Source organism: Williamsia muralis (assembly GCF_051487485.1).
Classification (GTDB): Bacteria; Actinomycetota; Actinomycetes; order Mycobacteriales; family Mycobacteriaceae; genus Williamsia; species Williamsia muralis_B.
On the sequence record NZ_JAHVCV010000005.1, the window covers coordinates 36,315 to 55,271 of the forward strand.

An 18,957-nucleotide genomic window follows, 5' to 3' on the forward strand; every position below is an offset into this window, starting at 1 on the left:
GACGTGTCGATCACGGTCTTCATTGCGGACGATCAAGCAATGGTTCGACAGGGCTTCGGTGCCCTGCTCGCCGCTCAGTCCGACATCTCGGTGGTCGGGGATGCGCCGGACGGCAAGGCAGCGGTGACGGCGGTCCGTCAGCTCCACCCGGACGTGGTGCTGATGGATGTGCGCATGCCCGTCCTCGACGGCCTCGCAGCAGCTGAACAACTGCTCTCCGGACCGGCCAAGGTGTCCAGCAAGATCCTGATGCTCACCACCTTCGACATCGACGACTACGTTTATCAGGCCCTGCGGATCGGCGCCTCGGGCTTCATGCTCAAAGATGCTCCGGCCGAAGAGCTTGTGCGTGCGGTCCGCGTGGTGGCAGCCGGTGACGCATTGCTCGCGCCGTCGGTGACCCGCCGGCTGATCGCCGAGGTGACCAGCAGGCAACGTCCTCGCCGCGCCCCGTCGAGCGAACTCTCGGGGTTGACCCCTCGCGAACGCGAGGTGCTCGAGCAGGTGGCCGAGGGCAAATCGAACGCCGAGATCGCGACCCATCTCTTTGTGGCCGAGCAGACGGTCAAGACCCATGTCAGCAATTTGCTGTCGAAGTTGCAGCTGCGCGACCGCGCGCAAGCGGTCGTCTATGCCTACGAAAACGGCGTGCGCTGAGCCAGGGCTTGCATTCGGTTGCACAATTGAACGTGAGTGGCGCCCGCAGAGCGCGTGCTGTCCGAGCAGAGATGACAGTCTGAGCATTGATGAAGAGGGAGCGGGAACACCAGATGCGCATTGGAGTGCTAACCGGTGGCGGTGACTGCCCAGGATTGAACGCGGTGATCCGGGCCGTGGTCCGGACCAGCGAGGTCCGATACGGGTCGGCGGTGGTCGGATTCCTCGACGGCTGGCGGGGATTGCTCGAGGACCGGCGGATCCATCTCGCCGCCGACGACCGGAACGATCGGCTGCTGGCGAAGGGCGGCACCATGCTGGGTACTGCCCGCACACATCCTGACAAGCTGCGTGCCGGCCTCGACCAGATCCGGCAGACATTGGACGACAACGGCATCGACGTCCTGATCCCGATCGGTGGCGAGGGCACATTGACCGCCGCATCCTGGCTGTCCGATGAAGGCGTCCCGGTGGTCGGGGTGCCCAAGACCATCGACAACGACATCAATTGCACCGACGTGACGTTCGGGTTCGACACCGCGCTGACCGTCGCGACCGACGCCATCGATCGTCTGCACAGCACCGCCGAGTCGCATCAGCGCGTGATGCTGGTGGAGGTCATGGGCCGCCACGCCGGCTGGATCGCGCTGCATTCGGGCATCGCGTCCGGTGCACACATGATCCTCATCCCCGAGCAACCGTTTGATGTCGAAGAAGTGTGCCGTCTGGTCAAACGCCGCTTCCAGCGCGGTGACTCGCACTTCATCTGCGTGGTAGCAGAGGGGGCGAAACCGGCCGAGGGCAGTAACTTCTCGGTGCTCAAGGGTGGGCTCGACGAGTTCGGACACGAGCGGTTCACCGGGGTCGCTCAACAGCTCGCCGTCGAGATCGAGCGCCGGATCAACAAGGAAGTACGGACGACCGTGCTCGGTCACGTGCAGCGCGGTGGCAAACCGACTCCCTACGACCGGGTGCTGGCCACCCGATTCGGGGTCAACGCCGCCGACGCCGCGCACAACGGGGACTACGGGATGATGGTCAGCCTCCAGGGGCCGAACATCGGATTGGTTCCCATCGGCGAGGCAACCAAAGAGCTCAAACTCGTTCCCCAGAACCGTTACGAAGACGCCGCGGCCTTCTTCGGCTGACTCCCCACCCCGATGATGTGCCCTTACGGCGAGTAAAAGCCCAGGTGAGCGCCGCCAAAAGGGCACATCATCGGGGGTGTGGGGGCCAGTTAAACTCGGTGCATGACCGAACTGCTCGACTACGACGATGTCATTTCCGAATTCGACCCCGTGATGGGCATGGAGGTGCATGTCGAGCTGGGCACCAACACCAAGATGTTCTGTGGCTGCCCGACCACCTTCGGCGCCGAACCGAACACCCAGGTGTGCCCAGTCTGCATCGGCCTGCCCGGCTCCCTGCCGGTGGCGAACGAGAAGGCCATCGAGTCGGCGATCCGTATAGGCCTGGCCCTCAATTGCTCGATCCGTCCGTCGAGCACCTTCGCCCGGAAGAACTACTTCTACCCGGATCAGCCGAAGAACTACCAGATCTCGCAATACGACGACCCCATCGCCTACGACGGCTACCTCGACGTCGCGCTCGACGACGGCACCACCTGGCGCGTCGAGATCGAACGGGCACACATGGAGGAGGACACCGGCAAGTCTCTGCACGTCGGATCCACCGGTCGTATCCACGGCGCGAGCCACTCGCTCCTCGACTACAACCGCGCGGGCGTGCCACTGATCGAGATCGTGTCCAAGCCGATCGAAGGAGCGGGGGAGCGGGCACCGGAGGTCGCCCGCGCATATGTCACCGCACTGCGTGATCTGCTGAAGTCGCTCGGTGTCTCCGACGTCCGTATGGACCAGGGCTCCATGCGCTGCGATGCCAACCTGTCGTTGATGCCCAAGGGCGTCACCGAGTTCGGTACACGCACCGAGACGAAGAACGTCAACTCACTCAAGAGTGTCGAGGTCGCGGTCCGGTACGAGATGCGGCGCCAGGGTGCGCTGCTCAAGTCCGGGGTCGACATCATCCAGGAGACCCGGCACTTCCAGGAGACCGACGGATCCACCTCGGCCGGTCGCCGTAAAGAAACCGCAGAAGACTACCGCTACTTCCCCGAACCGGATCTGCCTCCGGTGCAACCCGATTCGGCTTGGATCGAGGAACTTCGCGAGACCATCCCGGAACTGCCATGGCTGCGGCGCGCACGGATCCAGCAGGAGTGGGGTCTGTCCGACGAGGTGATGCGTGACCTGGTGAACCTCGGTGCCGTGGACCTGATCATCGCGACAGTGGAGTCCGGCGCGTCGGTGGACGCCGCGCGCGGCTGGTGGGTCTCGTTCCTGGCCCAGCAAGCGAATTCCCGGAGTACCGAGCTGGCGGATCTGCCGATCACCCCGAACCAGGTTGCGGCAGTTGTCGCTCTCGTCGACGAGGGCAAACTCACCAACAAGCTCGCGCAGCAGGTCGTGACGGCAGTGCTCGACGGTGAGGGCGAACCCGAACAGATCATCGCCGACCGGGGCCTGGAGGTCGTGCGCGACGACTCGGCACTGCAGAAGGCCGTCGACGAGGCGTTGATCAACAACCCCGACATCGCGGAGAAGATCCGCAGCGGCAAGGTGGCCGCCGCAGGAAAGATCGTCGGCGATGTCATGAAGGCCACACGGGGACAGGCAGATCCGGCCCGGGTCAAGGAACTGGTACTGGCCGCCTGCCAGTAGCGGTTCAGATGTTGGTGTCGGCGGGGCCCTGCGGCATCGGGATGATGATCACCCGATCGTCTGTGGGGCCGGCCGTACCGGTCTGCTTGTTCACCGTCGCGACCTGAAAGAGGCCACCGGGTACAGCCGTGAGGCGTCCGAGCGACCCGTATCGCTTCTCCAGGACGGTGACAGGCTCAGGTGTGGTGGGCTTCTCCTCGGTGGGTGCCGCCAGGGCCTGAAGTCGTTGAGTTTTGGTCTGCGACACCATGATCATGCCGTTGACCGCAGCACAGCCCGCGGTTTCGGGTTTGTCGGGCCAGGTCCACAACGTGCGTGCCACACCGGTGGCGCTGATCAGCTGGAGGCGGTCCTCGGCGGGGGCGCGGTCGGTGAGGTACAGCGCACCGGTGGCGACGTCGGGGCACAGAGCCGGGTTCGATCCCAGTCCCGACGTCAGTACCCGGGGTGGGGTGGTGCTACCCGAGGCCAGGTCCGTGACCGACAGAATCTTGCCCGCCAGCGATGACGGGTCAGACGCCGACTGGGGATCGCCAGCGTCGCCGGTGGCCACCAGCAATTCGGTCGGACTCTTGAAATGAATGGTTCCCATGTTCCCGACCGGGCCCTTGGGGATGCCGACGAGAATCGGCTTGGGCACGTCATTCGGGGCCAAGCGGACAACCCGGTTGTCGGTGGGGGTGGTGATGTACGCGTAGAGCAATTGATCCTGCGCGAAATCCGGGGAGAAGGCGAAGTCCAGCAGGCCTCCGTCGCCGGAGGCATCGACCTCGAACGAGGCCACGTCCTGAGTCGGCCCGCCGCGCTTGGTGCGCACGATCTTTCCCGTGGTGCGTTGCGCTACCACGGTCGCCGTCGCGTCGGCATTTCCAGGAAGCACGCCACTGGTGGTGTCGAGACATGTGGCGATGACGGTGGGGTCGGGGTCTGGGCACGGACCCGTCGGAGCACCCGGATCGGTCGGTGGCGGACTGCTCGGTGTCTGTTCCTGCTGCTGCATCGGCGGGTTGGGGTTGGTGGAGAACTGGCCGGCGTCGCGGTTGCGGTCCTGCTCGGCGAAGCCGTCGGCACATCCGGTCACCACGGTGGCTGCCGCCACCAGCATGATCACGATCCGTGCGATCGCAGACCCGTGGTGCATTGTCATGGCGTCCACCCTACTGATCGGGCGCGCCCGGCCCGGCGAACACTTGGGTTGCGCGGTGAGCCTCTAAGGTCGAACTGTGACCGAACGAGATCCTGACGGCCAGGGGTCGAGCCCCTACGACGAGCCCACCGAACAGATCGGAGTGCCGCAGAATGCGGCGCGCGACCCGCAGGCGACCCGGCCGGAGGGCGATACCGGCGCCTATGGCTACGCGCCCTACCGCTCACCTCGCTCCGGCGAAGGCGGTCAGTTCGCCCAGGACGAGGCGGAACTGGAAGAAACCGAGCAGATCCCGACCATGCGCAAGCAGCCTGCCGGCGCCACGCCGGCAGGTGCCCAGGCGGTCGATGACGATCTGTCCCGCCAGGACACCGATGTGGTGGCCAGGCCCGCTGCAGCGGCGCCCTCCACCGCGACAACCCGGATTCCGACAGCGGGTGTGGACCGGGACGACTTCCATCGTCAGCACGGTCCGCAGCCGCGATACGACGACGATGACGACTTCGCGACCCGCGGCCCGGCTGAGCCCGAACCCGTCGGTCCGGTGGTCACCGAGGCGCCCGTTCGGCGAGGGACCACCGATCTGGGATTGCTGATCCTGCGGGTGGGTGTCGGCCTGATCGCGATGGCCCATGGCAGCCAGAAACTGTTCGGGTGGTGGAACGGCCCCCGGCTCAGCGGCTTCGAGGACTACCTCGTCAACTCGGCCAACACCAACATCGGGTTCAACCCGGATGCCGCCAAGTGGCTTGCCGTGCTGGGCGCGCTATCGGAGACCATCGGCGGGTTGATGCTGGTGCTCGGACTGCTGACCCCCATCGCGGGCGCGGCGGTCCTGGGCGTCATGGTTGTCGCCGCGCTGTTCAAGTCGACCCTCGCGGGCGGCGTGTGGTTCTTCGCGGTCGACCCCGACTTCACCAACAAGGGCATCGAGTACGAACTGTTCCTCGGTCTGGCGGCCGCGGTGATCATCTTGACCGGGCCGGGCCGTATCTCTCTCGACTTCAACCGGGGCTGGGCCACCCGGCCGTTCATCGGGTCGGTCGCCTGGCTTGTTGTCGGCATCGCCGCACCGGTGGCGATCTGGTTCCTGTTCAACGGAACCAACCCGTTCGAATCGCCGGGTAACCCCGCCCAGTAGTCAGGCCCTCCTCAACTTCGCCAACTTCGTCGCCGTGGCGGGCCGCCGGGGGAGTATGTCCCTCAGCGGCCTCGCAACGGGCCGATCTCAGGGCCGATCGAGACCGGTCAATCGACCTGGCGGACCGCGCCCTTGTCGGCTGACGTGGCGAGCTTGGCGTAGGCGCGCAGCGCGGTGGTCACCTTACGATCGCGGGCTTGCCTCGGCTGCCACGGGCGTTCGGATGCGTCCATCTTCGCTCGACGATCGGCAAGGACCTCGTCGTCGACGAGCACTTCCAGCTTGCGGGTCTTCACGTCGATAAGCACCTGGTCGCCGTCCTCGATGAGTCCGATGACACCGCCCGCGGCGGCTTCCGGCGAGATGTGGCCGACCGACAGCCCCGAGGACCCACCCGAGAAACGTCCGTCGGTGATGAGCGCGCATTTCTTGCCCATGCCCGTGCCCTTCATGAAGGCGGTGGGGTGCAGCATCTCCTGCATGCCGGGCCCACCAGCAGGACCCTCGTACCGCACCACCAGCACTTCGCCGGCCTGGATCGTCTTGCTCAGGATGACCTGGACGGCTTCGTCCTGGGACTCGACCACGCGAGCCGGGCCCTGGAAGTGCCACAGGTCCTCGTCGATGCCGGCCGTCTTGAGCACCGCGCCGTCCTCGGCGAGATTGCCGCGCAGCACGCACAACCCACCTTCGACCGTGTAGGCGTGCTCGATGTCGCGGATGCATCCGCCGGCAGCATCGGTGTCGAGAGAGCTCCATCGATTGGCAGTCGAGAACGGTGTGGTGGTGCGAACGCCACCGGGGGCCGCGTGGAACAGCTCGAAGGCTTCGTCGGTTGCCTTGCCGCCGCGGATATCCCAGTCGTCAAGGAAGGTAGCCATGGTCGGCGAATGAACCGTGCTGGTGGTGTCGTCGAGCAGTCCTGCCCGCCGGAGCTCGCCCAGGATGGCGGCGATTCCGCCGGCCCTGTGCACGTCTTCCATGTGGTAGTCCGAGTTGGGCGACACCTTCGACAAGCAGGGCACGCGGCGGCTGATCTCATCGATGACCGTGAGGTCGAAGTCGCGGACCTCGCCTTCCTGGGCGGCAGCCAATACGTGTAGAACGGTGTTCGTCGAGCCGCCCATGGCCACGTCGAGCGCCATGGCATTGCGGAATGCACTGGGAGTGGCGATGTTCCGGGGGAGCACCGACTCGTCATCGTCTCGGTAGTACCGCAGTGCCGCCTCGACGATCACCTGTCCGGCCCTGCTGAACAGACTGCGGCGCGCTTCGTGGGTCGCGAGGGTGGAACCGTTGCCCGGCAGGGCCAGTCCCAGCGCCTCGGTGAGGCAGTTCATGGAGTTGGCCGTGAACATGCCCGAGCACGAACCGCAGGTCGGGCACGCGGCGAGTTCGACCTCCCGGAGCGCGGCATCGTCGACGGCGTCGTTGGCCGAGGCCGAGATCGACGTGATCAGGTCTGACGAGGGATGCACCGTGTCTCCGACGACAACGGCCTTGCCGGCCTCCATCGGGCCGCCCGAGACGAAGACGGTGGGGATGTCGAGCCGCATGGCCGCATTCAGCATTCCCGGGGTGATCTTGTCGCAGTTGGAGATACACACCAGCGCGTCGGCAGTGTGGGCGTTGACCATGTACTCCACCGAATCGGCGATGATCTCCCGGCTGGGCAGCGAGTAGAGCATGCCGTCGTGGCCCATCGCGATACCGTCGTCGACAGCGATGGTGTGGAACTCCCTCGGCACGCCTCCCGCAGCACGAACAGCTTCTGCGACGATCTCGCCCACGTCCTTGAGGTGCACATGGCCGGGTACGAACTGGGTATACGAATTGGCAATGGCCACAATCGGTTTGCCGAAATCGTCGTCGGTCATCCCGGTGGCGCGCCAGAGCGAGCGGGCGCCCGACGCATTACGTCCGACGGTGGTGGTGCGTGACCTCAAATTCGGCATGGCTGCTGATTCCTCGATTGCTCGACCAGATCCGGCCGGGCTGCGGCACGGAATAGTTGCGCGGTCAACCGTACTCCCGTGCGCGCGGCCGCTTTTGCGCGGCCGTACGGAGTCAGCAGTGCTCAGTGCGGGTTTCGGCCGGGGCGGATCATCTCGAGGCGGATTGGACCGGCGGGAGACCTTCAGGGCTCAGGTGGTCGTACCCTCGCCAGGTTTGGTGCCGGAGTCCCCATCGTTGTCGGAGATGATGTCATCGGTGGACGAGGCCGGCTCGGGTTTGGGCTCCTCGACCTCGGCTATCCGTTCCTGCTCGGGGCTGTCGATCGCGTAGGGATCGGGTATGCGTCCGCGGCTGGCCGCCGACAGGCGGGGTAGGTCACGGAAGGTGATGGCGGGCAGCACGAGTTTGGATTTGTCGGTCCGGACCGCACGCACGGCGCCCCACTTGGGGAATTGCAGCCCGGCGATCTGGTCCCACGTTGCCGACCGGCGACCCCGCAGGCTCACGGCGGTGACCCCCTCCTCGGTGACGATGGTGCGCAGCCGATGGATCCACAAGGCCAGCAGGATCGGGACCACCAGGGTCCAGCCGAGATAGCGCAACGATGCGCCCGCCAGGGCCAGCGACGTCACCGCCATCATGAACGCAGCAAAGTAGGCGACCGGAGTGATGCGGAACACCGCGGGCAGCTCGATTGATTCGGTCTCGGACACCGAGACATTGTGGCATCCCCGAAGACGCAGACGGAATCGGCGATGAACACAGCCCTGCGGCCTGGGCATTGACCTGATCCCACGATGTGGGATCGGATCTCAAGGAGTTTGACTCACTGCATCTGCAGTTCTAGCCTGGCTAACTGTGATGCAAAAACAGATTCTCGTACTCGGCCGGCGCGTCATCGCCTGACCGGGTATCTCCCACGAGTACTCACAAAGCATCGACGCGCCACCCTCGCACAGCAACGGCTGTCGGGGGTTTTTTGTTGTCCACCGACGCATGCGGCCCAGGGCCGTGGTGTCCGAACAGAGGGAAGGTGCAGTGAGCGCACCAGCAGCACGCACCCAGCCGGGGTCCCACCCCGGTGGTCAGACAACGCAGCAGGCCAAGGGGCCCGTCGCCCCGCGGCGTACGCCAGGGAATGGTTCGCCGGTAGCCCCGTCCGCAACCGGTCCCCGTCGAACGGTGGCACCGGAGCGGGTCAGTGGTGCCAAGGCAGTAGTGCGCGCCCTCGAGGAACTCGGCGTCGATGCGGTCTTCGGCATTCCCGGCGGAGCGGTCCTCCCGGTCTACGACCCCCTGTTCGACTCCAAGCAGGTCCGCCACATCCTGGTCCGCCACGAGCAGGGGGCCGGCCACGCCGCCACCGGTTACGCGCAGGCCACCGGACGCGTCGGGGTGTGCATGGCGACCTCTGGTCCCGGTGCCACCAACCTGGTCACGCCCCTGGCCGACGCGCAGATGGACTCTGTGCCCATCGTCGCGATCACCGGGCAGGTCGGCCGCGCGCTGATCGGTACCGACGCCTTCCAGGAAGCCGACATCTCCGGCATCACCATGCCGATCACGAAGCACAACTTCTTGGTCAACAGTGGTGCGGAGATCGCGAAGGTGATGGCCGAAGCGTTCCACATCGCCGAAAGTGGCCGTCCCGGAGCGGTTCTCGTCGACATCCCCAAAGATGTGCTGCAGGCCCAGACCACGTTCTCGTGGCCGCCGCAGCTCGATCTGCCCGGCTACCGTCCTGTCACCAAGCCTCACGGCAAACAGGTCCGGGAAGCCGCCAGGCTGATCGCGTCGTCGCGTTCACCCGTGCTCTACGTCGGTGGCGGGGTCATCAAATCCGACTCCTCCGCTGAGTTGCTCGAGCTGGCCGAACTGACCGGTATTCCCGTGGTCACCACCCTCATGGCCCGCGGCGCGTTCCCCGACAGCCACAAGCTGCACCTCGGAATGCCCGGAATGCACGGAACGGTTGCCGCGGTCGCGGCTCTTCAGCGCAGCGACCTGCTGATCACCCTCGGCGCTCGCTTCGACGACCGTGTCACCGGCGCGCTCGATTCGTTCGCTCCCGATGCCAAGGTCATCCACGCCGACATCGATCCTGCCGAGATCGGCAAGAACCGGCATGCGGACGTGCCGATCGTCGGGGATTGCCGTGCGGTGATCACCGAGCTGACCGAGGCGATCCGTGACGAGCGGGCGACCACCGCGGCTGCGCCGGACCTCAGCACATGGTGGAGCTACCTCGACGGGATCCGCCGTACCTACCCGTTGAGCTATGACCGCCCGGCCGACGGCTCGATGTCGCCGGAGTTCGTGATCTCGGCGATCGGCAAGACCGCCGGCCCGGACGCGATCTACTGCGCGGGCGTCGGACAGCACCAGATGTGGGCCGCACAGTTCATCTCGTATGAGAAGCCGCGTACATGGCTGAACTCGGGCGGGCTGGGCACCATGGGTTACGCCGTGCCGGCTGCCATGGGCGCCAAGCTCGGTATGCCCGACACCGAGGTGTGGGCCATCGACGGCGACGGCTGTTTCCAGATGACCAATCAGGAACTGGCCACCTGCGCCATCGAGGGCATCCCCATCAAGGTCGCCGTCATCAACAACGGCAATCTGGGCATGGTCCGGCAGTGGCAGACCCTCTTCTACGACGAGCGGTACTCCAACACCAACCTCTCGACTCACCATTCCGAGTCGTCGGTGCGGATCCCGGATTTCCTGAAGCTCGCCGAAGCGCTCGGCTGTGTCGGATTGCGTTGTGAGCGCGAGGAAGACGTCGATGCCGTGCTCGCCGAGGCGCGTGCGATCAACGATCGTCCGGTGGTCATCGACTTCGTCGTCGGTGCCGACGCCCAGGTGTGGCCCATGGTCGCCGCGGGAACCGGCAACGACGAGATCATGGCGGCCCGCGGAATCCGGCCCTTGTTCGACGACGACGAGGCCGCATCCACCGAACCCGCCGAGATCCACCGGACGATGGCCGGCGGAGACATCGCCGGCGTCGAATCGGTGCAGACCACCCGGATCAGTGACGAGAAAGACGAGACGAAATGACGACGCATCACACCCTCAGCGTGCTCGTCGAGGACCGTCCAGGTGTCCTGGCCCGTGTCTCGGCACTGTTCTCGCGCCGCGGGTTCAACATCGAGTCCCTCGCCGTGGGAGCCACCGAACTCAAGGGTGTCTCGCGGATGACCATCATGGTCGCGGTGGAGGATTTCCCTCTCGAGCAGGTCACCAAGCAGCTCAACAAGCTGATCAACGTGATCAAGATCGTCGAGCAGGACCCGGACACCTCCGTGGCCCGCGAGCTCATGATGATCAAGGTGCGCTCGGATGCGTCGGCGCGCGGAGAGGTGATCGAAGTGGTCAACCTGTTCCGGGCGAAGGTCATCGACGTGTCGCCGGAATCGATCACCGTCGAGGCGACCGGTACTCCCGACAAGCTCGAGGCACTGCTGAAAATGCTTGATCCGTACGGCATTCGCGAGATCGCCCAGTCGGGCATCGTTGCGCTCGGTCGAGGTCCGAAGAGTATGTCGGCGGCCCGCTGAGGCGTTCGCCGGAATGCGCTCGGCTCGTCTCTAGGGCCCGAGTTCGTCACCACACCAGAAGTTCGAGTCGAATAAAGAACTAGTCCCTGGCCAATGAGGGCCGGGAGATTCACCGAAGAAGGGAAAACCAAGTGGCAGTCGAGATGTTCTACGACGACGATGCCGACCTGTCGATCATCCAGGGCCGCAAAGTTGCGGTCATCGGATACGGCAGTCAGGGACACGCACACTCGCTGAGCCTGCGTGATTCGGGTGTCGAGGTCGTGATCGGCCTGCGCGAGGGCAGCGCTTCGCGCGCCAAGGCCGAGGAGCAGGGCCTCAAGGTCCTGACCGCGTCCGAGGCCGCCGCCTGGGCCGACGTCATCATGGTGCTCGCCCCCGACACCTCACAGGCGAAGATCTTCAAAGATGAGATCGAGCCCAACCTCAACGACGGCGACGCGCTGTTCTTCGGCCACGGCCTCAACATCCACTTCGACCTGATCGAGCCGGCTGACAACATCACCGTCGGCATGGTCGCCCCCAAGGGTCCGGGACACCTCGTGCGTCGTCAGTACGTCGACGGCAAGGGTGTGCCGTGCCTCATCGCGGTCGATCAGGATCCCAAGGGTAACGGCGAGGCCCTGGCCCTGAGCTACGCCGCTGCGATCGGTGGAGCCCGCGCGGGCGTCATCAAGACCACGTTCAAAGAAGAGACCGAAACCGACCTCTTCGGCGAGCAGGCCGTGCTCTGCGGCGGCACCGAGGAACTGGTCAAGATCGGTTTCGAGGTCATGGTCGAAGCCGGCTACGCGCCCGAGATGGCGTACTTCGAGGTGCTGCACGAGCTCAAGCTCATCGTCGACCTCATGTACGAAGGCGGCATCGCCCGCATGAACTACTCGGTCTCCGACACCGCCGAGTTCGGTGGCTACGTCTCCGGTCCCCGCGTCATCGACTCGGGCACCAAAGAGCGTATGCAGGGCATCCTCAAGGACATCCAGGACGGCACCTTCGTCAAGCGCCTGGTCGCCAACGTCGAAGGCGGCAACAAAGAGCTCGAAGGCCTGCGCAAGCAGAACGCCGAACACCCCATCGAGGTCACCGGCCAGAAGCTGCGCGACCTGATGAGCTGGGTTGATCGTCCGATCACCGAAACTGCCTGATACGCAGTAGTTTCACAACAAGCCCCGGTCCATATTGGACCGGGGCTTGTTTGTTGTTGTGGTCGGGCCTCGTGGTTTCAGAAGACCTTGAAGCCCTCGACGCCCCGCTTGGGCATGTCATCGAGGAGCGCCTTGATGTTGGTGCCGGTCTCCGGCCCGATGCATCCGACGAAGTAGTAGGCGTTGACCATGCCGATGAGCCTGTCGCCGACTACGACGGGACTTCCCGAGTCGCCTTCAACAACGCAGATCTGGCTGATGTGTTCGGTGCCGTTGGAGAACCAGGTGATGCCGCAGGTGTTGCCGGTGGTGCGGCCCTCTTTGCAGGCGATGCTGCCGACTGCCGGGGGAGTGGTCTGCACGCCGCGGATGGTCACACTGCCGACCGTGCGGGTGGGGGTCACCTTGGTGTTGTCGAACTTGATGATGGCGTAGTCGAGTTTGTGATTGGAGAAAGCGATGCGGCCGAGTAGGCCCCGGTTCTGGAACTGTTCGGAGATGACACGCTGGCCGCCTTCGCCGCAGTGCGCCGCCGTCAGCCCGTAGAGGTCGCCTCGGTTGTCGGTGCCGATGGTGGTGAGGGTGCACGCGGCTGCGGTGTTGCCCCCGGTGAGGATGAGGATTCCCGACCCGCCTCCGAGGGTGACCTTGGCGGGATCCGCGCTCGCCGTGCCTGCCCCCACCAGCACGAGTGCGGCCATCGCGATCGCAGCGCAGACGGCGAGCAGTTTCCTGAACATTTCGATTCCCCAATCGTGTGTGCGGGCCACCTGAGCGCCCCCCGCCCGGATGCAATATAACCGTAACGCAAGTCACAGGGGGCTAGATTGCCTGCACGCGAATGAAGATTCTTTAATCACGCAGGTCGGATGCTTGTCGCTCTACCCACCCGCGGGAAATCCGCAGGAGAGGGCCTCTAAGCTGATCGCTGGAGTTGCCAACTGAGTTTGCTCCCGGTAGAGCACCGGGCGCGGCCCGACACCAGGAGAAAATCACCGTGAGTCCCACCGGCCGCCCAGTCGTCCTGATCGCCGACAAATTGGCCCAGTCCACCGTTACTGCACTGGGTGAGGATGTCGAGGTGCGCTGGGTCGACGGCCCGGATCGTCCCAAGTTGCTCGAAGCCGTCAAGGATGCCGATGCGATCCTGGTCCGATCGGCCACTCAGGTTGATGCCGAGGTCCTGGCCGCCGGACCAAATCTGAAGATCGTCGCCCGCGCTGGAGTGGGCCTGGACAACGTGGACGTGCCGGCCGCCACCGAACGCGGTGTCATGGTCGTCAATGCGCCGACCTCGAACATCCACACCGCCGCAGAGCACGCCGTCAGCCTGTTGCTGTCCGCGGCCCGCCAGATCCCCGCAGCCGATGCGACGCTGCGTCAGCACGAATGGAAGCGGTCGAGCTTCAACGGGGTCGAGATCTTCGGCAAAACCGTCGGTGTTGTCGGGCTCGGCCGGATCGGGCAGCTGTTCGCGCAGCGCCTCGCGGCCTTCGAGACCAACATCATCGCGTACGACCCCTACGTGTCCCCGGCTCGCGCCGCGCAGCTCGGCATCGAACTCGTCAGCCTCGATGAACTCCTCGAGCGTGCCGACATGTTCTCGGTGCACCTGCCCAAGACTCCGGAAACCCTCGGGCTGATCGGCGCCGAGCAGCTCGCCCGTACCAAGAAGGGCGTCATCGTGGTCAACGCCGCCCGTGGCGGTCTGATCGACGAGCAGGCTCTCGCCGACGCCATCGCGTCCGGTCAGGTGTTCGCTGCCGGGCTCGACGTGTACGCCACCGAGCCGTGCACCGATTCGCCGCTGTTCGAGCTGCCGCAGGTCGTTGTCACCCCGCACCTCGGCGCCTCCACCTCGGAGGCCCAGGATCGCGCGGGCACCGACGTCGCCAAGAGTGTTCGGTTGGCCCTGGCCGGCCATTTCGTTCCCGACGCAGTCAACATCACGGGCGGGTCTGTCGACGACGAGGTCGCGCCGTGGCTCGAACTCGTCCGCAAGCTCGGCGTCCTCGTCGGAGCGCTGTCCGGTCAGGTTCCGGCCAACCTCACCGTCGACGTGCGCGGCGAGATCGCCGTCAAGAACGTGGACGTGCTCGGTCTGTCCGCGCTGCGCGGGTTGTTCTCGGCGGTCATCGAGGAGCCGGTCACGTTCGTGAACGCTCCGGCTCTGGCTGCAGAGCGTGGCGTGACCTCGGAGGTCACCACGGCGTCCGAGAGCCCGAACCACCGAAACCTGGTCGACCTGCGCGCTGTGTTCGGTGACGGCACCGTGCTGAACGTGGCCGGCACCCTCTCGGGTCCGGCCGAGGTCGAGAAGGTCGTGAACATCAACGGCCGCAACTTCGACCTGCGTGCCGAAGGCCGCAACCTTGTTGTCGCCTACGGCGACAAGCCCGGATCGCTCGGCAAGATCGGCACACTGCTGGGCAACGCCGGTATCGACATCCAGGCTGCCGGCCTCTCCCAGGACGCCGAGGGCGAAGGCGCAACCATCCTGCTCCGCGTCAGCCAGGAAGTTCCCGCAGCTGTCGTCGAGGCCATCGGCGAGGCTGTCGACGCCACCCTCATCGAGCAGGTGAACCTGTCGTGAAACTGGCTGTCATCGCGGGCGACGGCATCGGGCCCGAGGTCGTCGGGCAGGCGCTGGCCGTTCTCGATCAGGTGCTTCCGGGAGTCGAGAAAACAGAGTTCGACCTCGGCGCCCAGCGCTACCACCGCACGGGCGAACTGCTCACGGACAGCGACCTCGCCGCCATCCGCGAACACGACGCGATCCTGCTGGGTGCGATCGGGGACCCGTCGGTGACCCCGGGCATCCTCGAGCGCGGGCTGCTGCTGAAGATGCGATTTGCGCTCGATCACCACGTGAACCTGCGCCCCAGCAAGTTGTTCCCGGGCGTGCGTTCGCCGCTGGCCGGCAATCCTGACATCGACTTCGTGGTGGTACGGGAGGGCACCGAGGGTCCGTACACCGGAAATGGTGGCGCGATCCGTGTGGGCACCCCCAACGAGGTCGCCACAGAGGTCAGTGTCAACACTCGCTTCGGCGTCGAACGTGTTGTCCGAGATGCTTTCTCGCGTGCCCAGGCACGCCGCAAGCACCTCACCCTGATTCACAAGACGAACGTGCTGACCTTCGCCGGGTCGCTGTGGAAGCGCACCGTCGACGAGGTCGCGGCCGAGTTCCCGGAAGTGACGGTCGATTACAACCACATCGACGCGGCAACCATCTACATGGTCACCAACCCGTCGCGCTACGACGTCATCGTCACCGACAACTTGTTCGGCGACATCATCACCGACATCGCCGCGGCGGTCAGTGGCGGTATCGGTTTGGCGGCATCCGGCAACATCGATGCCACCGGTACCAACCCGTCGATGTTCGAGCCGGTTCACGGCAGCGCACCCGACATCGCCGGGCAGGGCAAGGCCGATCCGACGGCTGCCATCTTGTCGGTGGCACTGCTGCTGCGCCATCTCGGTCACGACGCCGAAGCCGACCGCATCGACCAAGCAGTTGCTGCGGACCTCGCGGGCCGCGGCGATCAGCCGGTGACCACCGACGAGGTCGGGACCCGGATCAAGGCTGCACTCGGCTGAATCGGATACCTCCGAGAATCCGCTCCACCTACTTCTGTTCGCTCCCGTCGCAACCGGTGCGAACGAAAGTAGGTGGAGCGGATTTGTTTGGTGGCTCTTCGTCGGCCGGGACCAAGCCGATCGCGATGGCCGGCGCGGCTGCGGAGATCAAGAAGGCCGCCGGATAGCCGAAGGCGCCGATCGCCATTCCGAACAGGGGAGTGGATCCAGCCATCCAGAGATACTGTCCGGTGTTCTGGATCGCGAGTCCGCGCCCGCTCCACCCTGGGCCCGCGAATTCGGCGATGGCGGTGAAGGCCAACCCGTTGTCCGCCACGGTGATCACGCTCGCGACCACCATGACGATGGCTGCGGTCGGGCTGTCGAGCCAGTCCGTGAACGCCAGCAAGCCGACCGAGGCAGCCGCGCCGACGGCGATCAGCCGAATGGGTTTGGTGCGCGACCCCCACGAGTCCGACCACCGCCCGGCGGCGATACGGCCGAATGCGCCGAGTACCTGGCTGATCGTCACCAGTATCCCGGCGCTGAGGGCTGACCATTCGTGCTGCACGATGAGCCACGCTGGGACGAAGGTCCACAACATCCCCTGCGGGATCGACAGCAGGACGCTGACGCCATGAACTCGCGGCAGGAAGCTGCTCCCGCGATAGGGATTCGGGGACTCGACCGCGGATCCGTCCGCCTTGGTCTCACGGGGTGGGTCGGCGATCACTGCTGCCACGAATACGGCCGCCAATGATGTGACCACCAGGGGAACAGCCAAACCCGCGGTGACGCCGAAGGTTTCGGCCAGCACCGGAATCGTCAATGCGCAGACCCCGATGCCCAACGGCTGCGCCATCTGCCGGACGCCCATCGCGGTGCCTCGGCGATCGGGAGGAAACCATCCGACGACGATGCGCCCGCCGGCGCCGTTGGTTGCCGCCGATGTGATTCCCGCGACCAGTAGGCACGCGCCGAGGACCAGGGTCGGCGCCTCCAAAGCGTCGGCCAGGCAGGCGGATCCGGTGGCCGCGACGGTCAACGTCAACGACAACAGCAAGATGCGACGCTCACCGAAGCGGTCCAGAGCGACCCCCCAGGCGATGGTCGCGAGCAGCAGGCCGACCATGGGAACCGCGGCAAGGGTTGAGGCGGCCGTCAGCGACATCCCCTCGGATCGGTGCAGCTCCGGGATCAGGAAGGCTATTCCACTGACCACGCAGGTAGTTGCCATGGCTGCCGTGAGGGAGGCGGCGAGCATCGCCCGACGTCGGGTTTCCGTGGGCACCACACACCTCCACTGATCTCAACATATGAAACTGAATGCCCACATTCTAAAACACTTAGGGAGTGCAACCAACCCGGCTCCCGCCCTGTGAGACGGCGCCGGTGCGATAGTGTGGCGACCATGCGTCTAGGTCGAATTGCGAGCCCCGACGGGGTTGCCTTTGTCAGTATCGAGGGAGAAGGCGGTGACGCCACAGCCCGCGAGATCGCCGAGCATCCCTTCGGCACACCCACGTTCACGGGCCGCAGCTGGCAACTGGCCGACACTAGGCTGTTGGCGCCCATCCTGGCCAGCAAGGTGATCTGCATCGGTAAGAACTACGCCGCGCACGCGGCGGAGATGGAGACGGACGTGCCGGCGAACCCGGTCATCTTCATCAAGCCGAACACGTCGATCATCGGTCCCCAGGTGCCCATTCTCCGACCCAAGTCGTCGGACCGGGTCGACTACGAGGGGGAGCTGGCCGTTGTCATCGGGCGCCCGTGCCGTGATGTGAAGGCCTCTGCCGCTAAAGACGTCATCCTCGGTTACACGGTCGGCAACGATGTGACAGCTCGCGATCAGCAGAAGGCCGATGGTCAGTGGACCCGCGGTAAGGGGCACGACACGTTCTGTCCTCTCGGCCCATGGATCGAAACCGAGCTCGACCCAAGCGATCTCGAGATCCGCACAGAACTCGACGGCGAGGTGAGGCAGCGCAGTCGGACCAGTCTGATGCTCCACGACGTGGGTGAGATCGTGGAGTGGATCAGCGCGGTGATGACACTTCTTCCGGGCGACGTCATCCTGACGGGCACCCCAGAAGGTATCGGCCCCATGAACGCCGGCCAGACGGTGAGCGTGACGGTCGAGGGCATCGGAACCCTCACCAATCCGATCGCCGATCGGGGCAAGTGACATGCGCCCACAACCCAAGACCGCTCAGGTCAACGGAATTCAGCTGAGTTATGAAGACGCGGGGACCGGTCCGCTGGTCGTGATGGTGATGGGGACGGGTAGCCCCGGCCGGGTGTGGAAAGCGCACCAGCAGCCGGCGTTGGTCAAGGCCGGCTACCGGGTCATCACATTCGACAATCGTGGGATCTCGCCGTCGAGCGAGTGTCCCGGCGGGTTCACCCTCGCCGACATGGTGGCCGACACCGCTGCGCTGATCGAGTTCATCGGTGCGGGTCCGGCCGCGGTGGTCGGCACCTCGCTGGGAGCGAAGATCACCCAGGAGTTGGCGCTGGCTCGTCCAGAACTCGTCAAGTGCGCGGCGATGATCGCCACGTACGGCCGCAGTGGGCCTCTCCAAGAGGCGATCTCAGAGGGTGAGCGTGCCCTGTATGACCAGGGCATCACGCTCCCGCCGCGTTATTACGCCGCGATCACCGCGCACCTGAACCTGTCGCGACACACACTCGACGACGACGTCGCCGTCCGGGATTGGCTGGACGTCATCGAATTCTCGGGTCAATCCAACACCGCGGGAGTACGTGCGCAGCTGGCGTTGCACGACGGCGAGAGCGACCGGCTGTCAGCCTATGCGGGCATCAACACGCCGTCTCTTGTGGTCGGCTTCGCAGACGATCGGACGTTGCCACCTCACCTTGCGCGCGAGGTCGCCGACGCGATCGGCAGCGCCGAGTACCGCGTTGTCGAGAAGGCCGGACACTACGGTTATCTCGAGCAGCCCGACGAGGTGAACTCGCTGCTGATCGGGTTCCTCGACCAGCACGCCCGCTGAGCCGCGACCGG

The 18,957-nt window shown here is 65.4% G+C and carries 16 protein-coding genes; 11 read left to right on the forward strand and 5 right to left on the reverse strand.

Annotated elements, in window-relative coordinates:
- Positions 1 to 3 precede the first annotated feature (3 nt).
- From KXR83_RS14400 to gatB, 3 genes are all read left to right on the forward strand, one after another.
- Positions 4 to 657, forward strand: coding sequence for a response regulator (locus KXR83_RS14400; RefSeq protein WP_062801105.1), 654 nt, complete (start codon positions 4 to 6; stop codon positions 655 to 657).
- Positions 658 to 770: 113 nt separating this feature from the next.
- Entirely contained in the window at positions 771 to 1,805 is a 1,035-nt protein-coding gene (locus tag KXR83_RS14405) for an ATP-dependent 6-phosphofructokinase (RefSeq protein ID WP_023963826.1), read from the forward strand.
- Between the two features lie 102 nt (positions 1,806 to 1,907).
- A complete protein-coding gene (gene gatB / locus KXR83_RS14410; RefSeq protein ID WP_437425413.1) occupies positions 1,908 to 3,398 on the forward strand; it encodes an Asp-tRNA(Asn)/Glu-tRNA(Gln) amidotransferase subunit GatB in 1,491 nt (496 codons plus the stop codon).
- A 4-nt stretch (positions 3,399 to 3,402) separates the two neighbouring features.
- On the opposite strand, the gene KXR83_RS14415 is transcribed toward gatB, so the two are convergent.
- Complete coding sequence (locus tag KXR83_RS14415) at positions 3,403 to 4,539, reverse strand: PQQ-dependent sugar dehydrogenase (RefSeq protein WP_437425835.1); 1,137 nt, start codon at positions 4,537 to 4,539, stop codon at positions 3,403 to 3,405.
- 82 nt (positions 4,540 to 4,621) lie between these two features.
- Here KXR83_RS14415 and KXR83_RS14420 point away from each other — a divergent pair, with 82 nt between their 5' ends.
- On the forward strand, positions 4,622 to 5,686 hold the full coding sequence (locus KXR83_RS14420; protein ID WP_437425414.1) for a DoxX family protein: 1,065 nt from the start codon (positions 4,622 to 4,624) through the stop codon (positions 5,684 to 5,686).
- 107 nt (positions 5,687 to 5,793) lie between these two features.
- On the opposite strand, the gene ilvD is transcribed toward KXR83_RS14420, so the two are convergent.
- On the reverse strand, positions 5,794 to 7,641 hold the full coding sequence (gene ilvD / locus KXR83_RS14425; RefSeq protein ID WP_437425415.1) for a dihydroxy-acid dehydratase: 1,848 nt from the start codon (positions 7,639 to 7,641) through the stop codon (positions 5,794 to 5,796).
- A gap of 189 nt (positions 7,642 to 7,830) precedes the next feature.
- A complete protein-coding gene (locus KXR83_RS14430; RefSeq protein ID WP_437425416.1) occupies positions 7,831 to 8,355 on the reverse strand; it encodes a PH domain-containing protein in 525 nt (174 codons plus the stop codon).
- A gap of 325 nt (positions 8,356 to 8,680) precedes the next feature.
- Between KXR83_RS14430 and KXR83_RS14435 the strand changes: the two genes are divergently transcribed.
- From KXR83_RS14435 to ilvC, 3 genes are all read left to right on the forward strand, one after another.
- On the forward strand, positions 8,681 to 10,702 hold the full coding sequence (locus KXR83_RS14435) for an acetolactate synthase large subunit (RefSeq protein ID WP_437425417.1): 2,022 nt from the start codon (positions 8,681 to 8,683) through the stop codon (positions 10,700 to 10,702).
- A complete protein-coding gene (gene ilvN, locus KXR83_RS14440; protein WP_023963810.1) occupies positions 10,699 to 11,202 on the forward strand; it encodes an acetolactate synthase small subunit in 504 nt (167 codons plus the stop codon). The genes KXR83_RS14435 and ilvN overlap by 4 nt, the downstream gene beginning before the upstream one ends.
- 107 nt (positions 11,203 to 11,309) lie before the next feature.
- Positions 11,310 to 12,347 carry a ketol-acid reductoisomerase gene (gene ilvC, locus KXR83_RS14445; RefSeq protein ID WP_437425836.1) on the forward strand — a complete coding sequence of 346 codons (1,038 nt, stop codon included), beginning with the start codon at positions 11,310 to 11,312 and terminating at the stop codon, positions 12,345 to 12,347.
- A 77-nt stretch (positions 12,348 to 12,424) separates the two neighbouring features.
- Here ilvC and KXR83_RS14450 read toward each other — a convergent pair whose 3' ends face one another.
- Positions 12,425 to 13,087, reverse strand: coding sequence for a S1 family peptidase (locus KXR83_RS14450; protein ID WP_030172037.1), 663 nt, complete (start codon positions 13,085 to 13,087; stop codon positions 12,425 to 12,427).
- A gap of 257 nt (positions 13,088 to 13,344) precedes the next feature.
- Here KXR83_RS14450 and serA point away from each other — a divergent pair, with 257 nt between their 5' ends.
- Entirely contained in the window at positions 13,345 to 14,940 is a 1,596-nt protein-coding gene (gene serA, locus KXR83_RS14455) for a phosphoglycerate dehydrogenase (protein ID WP_437425418.1), read from the forward strand.
- Positions 14,937 to 15,950 (forward strand): 3-isopropylmalate dehydrogenase, encoded by a 1,014-nt coding sequence (locus tag KXR83_RS14460; RefSeq protein WP_437425419.1) that lies wholly within the window; start codon positions 14,937 to 14,939, stop codon positions 15,948 to 15,950. The genes serA and KXR83_RS14460 overlap by 4 nt, the downstream gene beginning before the upstream one ends.
- A 28-nt stretch (positions 15,951 to 15,978) precedes the next feature.
- Here KXR83_RS14460 and KXR83_RS14465 read toward each other — a convergent pair whose 3' ends face one another.
- Positions 15,979 to 17,220, reverse strand: coding sequence for an MFS transporter (locus tag KXR83_RS14465; RefSeq protein WP_437425420.1), 1,242 nt, complete (start codon positions 17,218 to 17,220; stop codon positions 15,979 to 15,981).
- A 120-nt stretch (positions 17,221 to 17,340) separates the two neighbouring features.
- Between KXR83_RS14465 and KXR83_RS14470 the strand changes: the two genes are divergently transcribed.
- Together KXR83_RS14470 and KXR83_RS14475 are read left to right on the forward strand one after the other, a co-directional pair.
- Complete coding sequence (locus KXR83_RS14470; protein WP_437425421.1) at positions 17,341 to 18,117, forward strand: fumarylacetoacetate hydrolase family protein; 777 nt, start codon at positions 17,341 to 17,343, stop codon at positions 18,115 to 18,117.
- Between the two features lies 1 nt (position 18,118).
- Positions 18,119 to 18,946, forward strand: coding sequence for an alpha/beta fold hydrolase (locus KXR83_RS14475; protein WP_437425422.1), 828 nt, complete (start codon positions 18,119 to 18,121; stop codon positions 18,944 to 18,946).
- Positions 18,947 to 18,957 lie beyond the last annotated feature (11 nt).

Excerpts from the sequence above, each read along its gene's own strand:
- KXR83_RS14405 (WP_023963826.1), top strand. The coding sequence starts at position 771 with ATGCGCATTGGAGTGCTAACCGGTGGCGGTGACTGCCCAGGATTGAAC.
- gatB (WP_437425413.1), top strand. The coding sequence starts at position 1,908 with ATGACCGAACTGCTCGACTACGACGATGTCATTTCCGAATTCGACCCC.
- KXR83_RS14415 (WP_437425835.1), bottom strand. The coding sequence starts at position 4,539 with ATGCACCACGGGTCTGCGATCGCACGGATCGTGATCATGCTGGTGGCG.
- ilvD (WP_437425415.1), bottom strand. The coding sequence starts at position 7,641 with ATGCCGAATTTGAGGTCACGCACCACCACCGTCGGACGTAATGCGTCG.
- ilvN (WP_023963810.1), top strand. The coding sequence starts at position 10,699 with ATGACGACGCATCACACCCTCAGCGTGCTCGTCGAGGACCGTCCAGGT.
- KXR83_RS14450 (WP_030172037.1), bottom strand. The coding sequence starts at position 13,087 with ATGTTCAGGAAACTGCTCGCCGTCTGCGCTGCGATCGCGATGGCCGCA.
- KXR83_RS14470 (WP_437425421.1), top strand. The coding sequence starts at position 17,341 with ATGCGTCTAGGTCGAATTGCGAGCCCCGACGGGGTTGCCTTTGTCAGT.
- KXR83_RS14475 (WP_437425422.1), top strand. The coding sequence starts at position 18,119 with ATGCGCCCACAACCCAAGACCGCTCAGGTCAACGGAATTCAGCTGAGT.